Annotated in this window: 8 protein-coding genes; 6 read left to right on the top strand and 2 right to left on the bottom strand. The window is 72.8% G+C overall.

Translation table 11 applies throughout. The features are described 5' to 3' along the window. Positions 1-317 precede the first annotated feature (317 nt). Complete coding sequence (locus ACFVW8_RS37280; RefSeq protein WP_389698156.1) at positions 318-809, bottom strand: NUDIX domain-containing protein; 492 nt, start codon at positions 807-809, stop codon at positions 318-320. 139 nt (positions 810-948) lie between these two features. On the opposite strand from ACFVW8_RS37280, the gene ACFVW8_RS37275 reads away from it, so the two are divergent. Then, positions 949-2064, top strand: a complete 1116-nt coding sequence (locus ACFVW8_RS37275; protein WP_389698154.1) for a glycerate kinase — start codon at positions 949-951, stop codon at positions 2062-2064. 188 nt (positions 2065-2252) lie between these two features. Here ACFVW8_RS37275 and ACFVW8_RS37270 read toward each other — a convergent pair whose 3' ends face one another. After that, positions 2253-2984 (bottom strand): PucR family transcriptional regulator, encoded by a 732-nt coding sequence (locus ACFVW8_RS37270; protein ID WP_389698152.1) that lies wholly within the window; start codon positions 2982-2984, stop codon positions 2253-2255. A 324-nt stretch (positions 2985-3308) separates the two neighbouring features. Between ACFVW8_RS37270 and ACFVW8_RS37265 the strand changes: the two genes are divergently transcribed. From ACFVW8_RS37265 to ACFVW8_RS37245, 5 genes are read left to right on the top strand one after another with little or no spacing between them, the layout of a single operon-like run. After that, positions 3309-4106, top strand: coding sequence for an ABC transporter ATP-binding protein (locus ACFVW8_RS37265; protein ID WP_389698150.1), 798 nt, complete (start codon positions 3309-3311; stop codon positions 4104-4106). Further along, on the top strand, positions 4103-4906 hold the full coding sequence (locus ACFVW8_RS37260) for an ABC transporter ATP-binding protein (protein ID WP_389698148.1): 804 nt from the start codon (positions 4103-4105) through the stop codon (positions 4904-4906). The genes ACFVW8_RS37265 and ACFVW8_RS37260 overlap by 4 nt, the downstream gene beginning before the upstream one ends. Then, positions 4903-5793, top strand: a complete 891-nt coding sequence (locus ACFVW8_RS37255; protein ID WP_389698146.1) for a branched-chain amino acid ABC transporter permease — start codon at positions 4903-4905, stop codon at positions 5791-5793. Before ACFVW8_RS37260 ends, ACFVW8_RS37255 begins: the two co-directional genes overlap by 4 nt. Further along, the gene (locus tag ACFVW8_RS37250; protein WP_389698144.1) at positions 5786-6928 is read left to right on the top strand and encodes a branched-chain amino acid ABC transporter permease; all 1143 of its coding nucleotides are present in this window, start codon (positions 5786-5788) and stop codon (positions 6926-6928) included. The genes ACFVW8_RS37255 and ACFVW8_RS37250 overlap by 8 nt, the downstream gene beginning before the upstream one ends. Continuing rightward, positions 6925-8175 carry an ABC transporter substrate-binding protein gene (locus ACFVW8_RS37245; protein WP_389698142.1) on the top strand — a complete coding sequence of 417 codons (1251 nt, stop codon included), beginning with the start codon at positions 6925-6927 and terminating at the stop codon, positions 8173-8175. The genes ACFVW8_RS37250 and ACFVW8_RS37245 overlap by 4 nt, the downstream gene beginning before the upstream one ends. Positions 8176-8215: the final 40 nt, after the last annotated feature.

The raw sequence follows: 8215 nt of genomic DNA, 5'->3' as shown, positions 1-8215 counted from the left end.
GGCATGACGGCTGCGCCCACAGGATGTGGGCGTGTCATACCTGACCGAAGGTCTCGCCCGCCCGTGACCATCCACGGACCCGGCCACCGGGAACCCGGGGGCTCCAGTGTGTCGACGACCGGTTTGCAGGGCTACTCCCCTTCGCAGCCGTCAACATTACCGCACGCGGCGGCCGGGAGCGCGCGTGTTCGAGTGCGCTGCGGCCCCCGGTACAGTCCCACGGTGATCATTCCCGTCCCGCTCCGGAGCCTGCCCGGAGCCGGGCGGGCGGGCGGTGCGAAAAGCCGGGGCCGGAACGGGGCTCGGGGCTCGTCCCGTCAGCTGACCGGGATGCCGTCCTCCAGTTCCGCCGTGCCCGCGCCCGAATCCAGGACGTCCAGCGCCGCGCGCACCCGCCGCTCAAGCCTTTCGGCCAGATAGCGGCCGAGCTCCGTCCGGTCGACCAGCTTCCAGGACAGCAGCTCCTCCTCCTGGACGCGCACCGCCTTCAGCTGCTGCTCGTCCAGGACGCCGCCGTCGTACACATACGCGACGATCGGCGGCCGGGTGGTGCCGCGGGCCCAGTCGACCGCGAGCAGCCGGCCCGGCGCCAGATCGAGCCCGATCTCCTCGGCCGACTCGCGCCTGGCCCCCTGCCGGGGCGTCTCGCCGTCGGCCGACTCGATCGTGCCGCCGGGCAGCGCCCAGTCGTCCCGGTAGTTCGGTTCGACGAGCAGTACCCGGCCCTGCGCGTCGCGGAAGATGCAGGCCGCGCCCGCCAGCACCTTCGGAAGACCGGCGATGTATGCGTCGTACTCCTGGGTGGTCACACGAGCAGCGTAGTAGGGCGCGGGCGCAGGTCCAGGGCACGGACACCCATGGGCAGGGAGGGGGTGGTCCGGATAGGGTCGGGGCGGCGCGACTGCCTGTTCGAAAGCAAAGGGAATCAAGGTGACGGACGGAGCAGTGATGAAGACCGCACGCGTGCTCGTCGCGGCGGACAAGTTCAAGGGCTCGCTCACGGCCGTACAGGTCGCGGAGCGGGTGACGGCCGGGCTGCGGCGCATCGCCCCCGAGGTGCAGGTCGACACCCTGCCCGTGGCGGACGGCGGAGACGGCACGGTGGCGGCCGCGGTGGCCGCCGGGTTCGAGCGTCGTGCGGCGCGCGTGACCGGGCCGCTGGGGGAACCGGTGGCCGCGGCGTACGCCCTGCGCGACACCACGGCCGTGGTGGAGATGGCCGAGGCCTCCGGCCTCCAGCACCTGCCCGAGGGCGTGTTCGCGCCGCTCACCGCGACCACCTACGGCTCCGGCGAACTGTTGCTCGCCGCGCTCGAAGCGGGCGCTCGGACCATTGTGTTCGGGGTCGGCGGCAGTGCGACCACGGACGGCGGGGCGGGCATGCTGTCCGCGCTCGGCGCACGGTTCCTGGACGCGGACGGCAAGCCCGTGGGCCCGGGCGGCGGCGGGCTCGCCGATCTCGCCTCGGCTGATCTCTCCGGGCTCGACCCGCGGCTCGCCGGGATCGATCTGATCCTCGCGAGCGATGTGGACAACCCGCTGACCGGGCCGAAGGGCGCGCCGGAGGTGTACGGGCGGCAGAAGGGCGCGACCGAGGAGGACATCGCGGTTCTCGACGCGGCGCTCGCCCACTACGCGTCCGTGCTGGGGCCCGGCCATGCGGAACTGCCCGGGGCCGGGGCTGCGGGCGGGATCGGCTACGGGGCGCTGGTCGCCCTCGGCGCACGGTTCCGGCCCGGGATCGACGTGATGCTCGACGTGCTCGGCTTCGCGCCGGCGCTGGCCCGGGCCACGCTGGTGATCACCGGTGAGGGCTCGCTCGACGAGCAGACCCTGCACGGCAAGGCCCCGGCCGGGGTCGCCGCGGCTGCCCGCGCGGCGGGCATCGAGGTCGTGGCGCTCTGCGGCAGCCTCGCGCTGGCGCCGGAGGTGCTCGGGCGGGCCGGAATCCGCCGCGCGTACGCGCTCACCGCGCTGGAGCCGGATCCGGCGGTGTGCATGGCCCAGGCGGGGCCGCTGCTGGAACAGGCGGCGGAGTCCATCGCCCGGGACTTCCTGCGCTGACCTGACGGGGGCGGGTGCGGCTGCGGGCCCGGGGGCTTCCGCCCCCGCACCCCGCTCCTCAATCGCCGGAGGGGCTTGGTCTCCCGCCGGAGGGGCTCATCCTCAGCCTCGCCGGGGCGGGGAATCCGGCCCCGCCGGCGTTTTGAGGGCGCGCGGGGTGCGGGGCGGAGCCCCGGTGTGGCGACGCCTCACACCGCCCCGCCCCCCGGCAGTACCCGCACCGCGTCCAGCGCCAGCACCACCTCCACCAGCTCCCGCGGGCGCGACAGCGAGCGGGACGTCAGTTCCTCCAGCCGCCGCAACCGGTTCAGCACGGTGTTCCGGTGGCAGCACAGCCGTACCGCCGCCCGCCCGGCCGACCCCCCGCACTCCAGCCACGCGTCCAGCGTCGACACCAGCAGCGCGCGATCCGCCGGTTCGCGGGCCAGCAGGGGACCGAAGACATCCGTGGCCAGATGGGCCGACACCGTGGGCTGACCGGCCACCAGGGCCGCCGGGATCCGGCCGTCGAGGCAGACGAAGTCCGCCCTGCCGGGTCCGCACGTCAGCAGCGCCGCATCGGCCAGCCGACGGGCCCTGCCCAGGTCCGCCAGACCCTCCACGGCCGGGCTGACGCCACCGGGGCCGGGAACCCGGTCCGTCAGATGCGCGGCGGCGGCCGCCGGATCCGCCTCGCCCAGCGCGACCACGGCGATCTCCCGGTCCTGGCGGGGCCGCCAGAGGAACCGGAGTCCGTGCGCGCCCGTCGTCCGTCGCACGGGGCCGGGACACCCTCGCGGCGCCATCACTGCCACGGCGTAACGACCCGCCTCCGGCAACCCCAGCACCGTGGCGGTCAGCGCCGCGAGGCCGGGCCCGGTCTCGTTGTCGAGCAGCGCGTCGAGCAGCGCCCACCCCCGCTCGTTCCCGCGCTGCCGCATGCCCGCTCCGTTCTCCGCGCGCCTGCCGCGGACGGTTCCCGCGCCCGGTCCGGCCGCCGGACCGCCGACGTGAGGATGCCATCGGCCCCACATGAGCAGGCAGCCGGCGGCCCGTCTCTGTGCGCGTGCACAAGCAGCGGCCTCCCGCACTGGTCACCCGCAGCGTCTAGGCCGGGGACCGTGGACGCGCGGCCCGCCCGCTGCTGGTCTGTGGCCCCACGGCGCAGGTGACGGCCGCGGCCGGAGACAGCGGTCGCGGCCCCCGGCGCCACCCGGCTCGACGAGCCGGGCCGATCCGATGACAAGGCGGAAGGAGGAGGACGCATGCCAACGCTGGAGATCCGCGGACTGTCCGTGGGCTACGGCCCCGTACGCTCCCTGCGCGACGTCTCCCTCGATGTGCCGGCCGGCGCGATCACCGCCGTGCTGGGCGGCAACGGGGCCGGGAAGACCACACTGCTGCGGGCCGTGTCGCGGACCCTCGGCTTCCACCGCGGTACGGGCACGGGCACCGTCCGCTTCGACGGACACCGGCTGGACGGGCTGCGTCCCGCCCAGGTGGTGGCCGCGGGAGTGGTCCAGGTCCCCGAGGGACGACAGGTGTTCGCCCGGATGACGGTGGCCGACAACCTGCGGGCCGGCGCCCTCGGGGCCCGCGGCGGCCGCAGGGAGTCGGCCGGAGCCCTGACCCGCGTACACGAACTGTTCCCGGTGCTGGCCGGCCGCGCCCACCAGCGCGCGGGGCTGCTGTCCGGCGGCGAGCAGCAGATGCTGGCCATGGGGCGGGCCCTGATGGCCCGGCCCAGGCTGCTGCTGCTCGACGAGCCGTCCCTCGGCCTCGCCCCGCTGATGGCGGCGCGGATCGCCGAGACGGTACGGGAGATCAACGCGGCGGGCACCTCCGTCCTGCTCGTCGAGCAGAACGCGTCGATCGCCCTGCGGCTCGCCTCAACGGCATACGTCCTGGAAGTCGGCGAGGTCACCCTGGAGGGGCCGGCCGACGAGCTCGCCGCATCCGACGAGGTGCGCCGCCGCTACCTGGGCGTCGTCGACGAGACGGCCGCCGCGGACGCGGACCGGGCCGCCGGTTCCGTACGCACCCTGAGCAGGTGGTCCGCATGAGGGCCACCCGCGAAACCGCGCCGCCGGTGACCGCCCCGGCCGCACTCGCCGTCCGCGACGTCACGGTCCGCTTCGCCGGGCTCACCGCCCTCGACGGCGTCTCCTTCACCGTGGAGCCGGGCAGCGTTCATGCCGTCATCGGTCCCAACGGGGCTGGAAAGTCAACCTGCTTCAACGTGCTGTCCGGGGTGTACCGGGCCGCCTCCGGCAGCGTCCGGCTCGGGGAGAGGGAGCTGACGGGGCTCGCCCCGCACCGGATCGCCGCACTCGGCGTCGCCCGGACCTTCCAGAACCTCGCGCTGCCCCCGCACGCCACCGTCGCCGACAGCCTGCTGCTCGGTCGGCACCGGCTCACCCGGGCGGGCTTCCTCTCCAGCGGACTGCGCCTGCCGTCCGCCGTCCGCGAAGCCCGGCGGCACCTCGACCGGGTTCGCGAGATCGCTGAATTCATCGGTCTGGACAAGGAGTTGGAGCGACCCGCCGGGTCGCTCCCGTACGGACAGCAGAAGCTCGTCGAGCTCGGCCGCGCGCTGTGCATGGAGCCGGCCGTCCTTCTCCTGGACGAGCCCGTCGCCGGGATGACCGCCGACGAACGGCGGCGTACCGCCGAGGTCGTGGCCGGGGTGCGGAAGAGCCTCGGGATCTCGATCGTGCTCGTCGAACACGACATGGGAGTGGTGATGCGGCTCGCGGACGCCGTGACCGTACTCGACTTCGGACGCAGGATCGCCGACGGCACCCCTGCCGAGGTCCAGAACGACCCGGCCGTCGTCCAGGCCTACTTGGGGGCACCGGAATGACCACCTTCATCGAACTCCTCCTCGGCGGACTCTCCATCGGCTCGGTCTACGCGTTGATCGCGCTCGGCTTCGTCGTCATCTTCAAGGCGACCGAGGTCGTCAACTTCGCCCACGCGTCCCTGCTGCTCGCGGGCGGCTACGTCACCGCGGTGCTGCACGACGACATCGGCTTCTGGCCCGCGCTCGCCGTCGGCATCGCGGGCGCCGCCGTCGTCGGAGCAGCCGTCGAATTCCTGGTGATGCGCCGCTACCGGGGCAGCGACCACAGCGTGCTGGCCATCGTCACCATCGGCGTCGACATCCTCCTGACCACCGAACTCACCCGCCGCATGGGCACGGAGGTGCTCTCGCTCGGCGACCCCTGGGGCGACCGGGTCATCACCGTCGGAGATGTCACCCTCGCCCAGACCCGGGTCGCGGCCTTCGTCGCGGCCGCCCTGCTCATCACCGTGTTCCTGCTCGCCTTCCGCTTCACCTCCTGGGGGGTGTCGATGCGGGCCGCCGCCGAGAACCCGCAGACCGCGGCCCTGATGGGGATCAGGCTCGGCCGGGTCTCGCTCGCCGCGTGGGCGGTGGCCGGGGCACTCGCAGCCGTCGCCGCCCTCTTCCTCACGGTCTTCCCCACGCCCGGTCTGGAACGGGCCACCTCGCTGGCCGCCCTGAAGGCCTTCCCCGCCGCGATCCTCGGCGGGCTCGACTCGACGACCGGGGCGCTGGCCGGCGGGCTGATCGTCGGTGTCACCGAATCGCTCGCCACCGGCTACCAGAGCGACCTCTCCTTCCTGGGCCGCGGTATCGGTGACCTCGCCCCCTACCTGGTGATGGTGATCGTGCTGCTCCTGCGTCCTGCCGGACTCCTGGGTACGAAGGAGCTCGCCCGTGTCTGACACCACCACCACCGAAGCCGCGACGGAGACCGGGAGCATCACGCCGGGGGGCACCGTCGCCGCCCGGCTGCGCCACCCCCGTACGTACCTCTGGGCGCTCGGCTCGGTGCTCCTGCTCGTGTTCCCGTTCTACCTCGACCGCTTCTGGCTGCAGGCGGGGCTCTTCGCGATGGCCGCCGCGATCGGCGCCATCGGACTCAACCTGCTCACCGGCGCCACCGGCCAGCTCTCCATGGGCCACGCCTTCTTCCTCGCCGTGGGCGCGTACGGCTACTGCGTCCTGGCCGGGGAGAGCAGTACGGACAACGGGCACGAACTCACCGGGCTCGGCCTGCCCAGCTGGCTGGCCGCCGTGCTCGCCGTGCTCCTGTCCGGAGTCGCGGGCGGACTGTTCAGCCCCATCGCCGGCCGGCTGCGCGGCGCCTATCTCGGCATCGCCACTCTCGCACTGATCTTCATCGGCCAGCATCTGCTGTTCAACGCGGGCTCCCTCACCGGAGGCTTCAACGGCCGCTCCGTACCGCCCCTTTCCCTGTTCGGCCTCGACTTCGACGACACCGAGGTCGTGGTGGCTGCGGTGCCCTTCCAGTCCTCCGAGAAGCTCTGGTACGCGGCGCTGGCCGCGCTGCTCCTGAGCGGCCTGTTCGCCCGCGGTGTGCTGCGCGGACGACCCGGCAGGGCGCTCAACGCCATCCGGGACCACCGCATCGCGGCAGGCGTGATGGGTGTGCCGGTGGCCCGCTACCGGGCCGGGGTCTTCGTCCTGTCCTCGATGTACGCCGGACTCGCGGGCGTCCTGCTCGCGCTGGTCTTCCAGCGGACCGTGCCCGAGTACTTCGGCATGGTCCTCTCCCTCGAATACCTCGCCATGATCGTCATCGGCGGGCTCGGCACCGTGGCGGGGGCGGTCGTGGGAGCCGCCTTCGTCTCGCTGCTGCCGCAGGTGCTCACCCACTACAGCGACTCCCTGCCCCTGGTCTCCGCCCCCGGAACGGGCGGCCTGGCACCGGGTGAGGCCTCGCGCTATCTGTACGGCGCCGCGGTGGTCGCGGCCGTCCTGTTCCTGCCCGGCGGCCTGACACGGCTCCTGGCCGGCGGCCGGGCCCGTTCGAAGAACTCAGGGGAGAAGAAATGAAACTGCGTGTACTCGGGGCCGTGTGCGCGGCCCTCGCCCTCACCCTCGTGGGCTGCAGCGAGAAGGCGAACACATCCGACGGGGGAGCGAAGGACAAGGGGGGCGTGAAGACCGGGGAGGGCGTCACCGACTCGATGATCACCCTCGGTGCGCTCACCGACATGACGGGGGTATACGCCTCACTCGGCAAGAGTGTCACCCAGGCCCAGAACCTCTGGGTCAAGCAGACCAACGCGGCCGGCGGCATCTGCGGGCGGAAGATCGCGCTGACCGTCCGCGACCACGGCTACGACCCGCAGAAGGCCGTCGCCGGCTACACGGAGCTGGAGCCGAAGGTGCTGGGCTTCGTCCAGTTCATCGGCTCGCCGTTCGTCGCGGCGGTCGAGCAGCGGATCGACGGCCAGGACAAGGGGCTCGTCCTGCCGCAGGCCTGGTCGGCGAACCTGCTCGGCAGCAAGTACGTCCGCGTCATCGGAGCCACGTACGACGTCGAGACGATCAATGCCATCGACTACCTGCTCGCCGAGAAGCGCATCGCCAAGGGCGACAAGGTCGGTCATGTCTACTTCGAGGGCGACTACGGCGAAAACGCCCTGGCAGGCTCGAAGTACGCCGCGAAGGAGGCCGGGCTCACCGTCGTCGAGCAGAAGATCAAACCCACCGACAACGACATGACCGCCCAGGTCGCGGCCCTCAAGCAGGCCGGTGTCAAGGCCGTCGTGGTCAGCGCGGGCCCGCGCCAGGCCGCCTCCCTGGTCGGCGTCGCCGCCGCCACCGGATTCAAGGTCCCGGTCGTCGGCAACAACTCCGCCTTCGCGCCCCAGTTGTTGAAGACCCAGGCGGGCCCCGCCCTGCTGAAGGACTACTACGTGGCCGCGTCCACCCTGCCGATCGGTGACCCCGGTGCCGGTCCGGCCAAGCTGTCCAAGGAGTACGGCGCCGAGTACCCGAAGGACGGCCTCGACAACGGCGTCATCGCCGGATACACGGCGGCGACGCTGTACGGCGAGGCGATGAAGAAGGCGTGCGCCGCGAAGGACCTCACCCGCGCGGGCATCGACGAGGCGCTGCTGACCATCAAGGACTTCGGGAGCGACTTCGGTATGTCGCACGACTTCTCGGACCCGGCGGCGCCCTCCACCCGGGAGAGCGTGATCATGAAGCCGAACGCCGGGATGCCCGGCGGCCTGAAGGTGGTCAGGCCGGCGGAGGCGGCAGCGGCGGCGAAGTCCTACCCGCTCAAGTAGCGCACGAGCAGGTCGCCGGACGTACGCGCTGAGCGCTCCG

Origin of the sequence: Streptomyces sp. NPDC058221 (assembly GCF_042882365.1) — a bacterium.
In the GTDB taxonomy this organism is placed as follows: Bacteria; Actinomycetota; Actinomycetes; order Streptomycetales; family Streptomycetaceae; genus Streptomyces.
The sequence above is the reverse complement of the archived record's forward strand: the minus strand, read 5'-3'. Positions and strand labels throughout refer to the sequence as shown.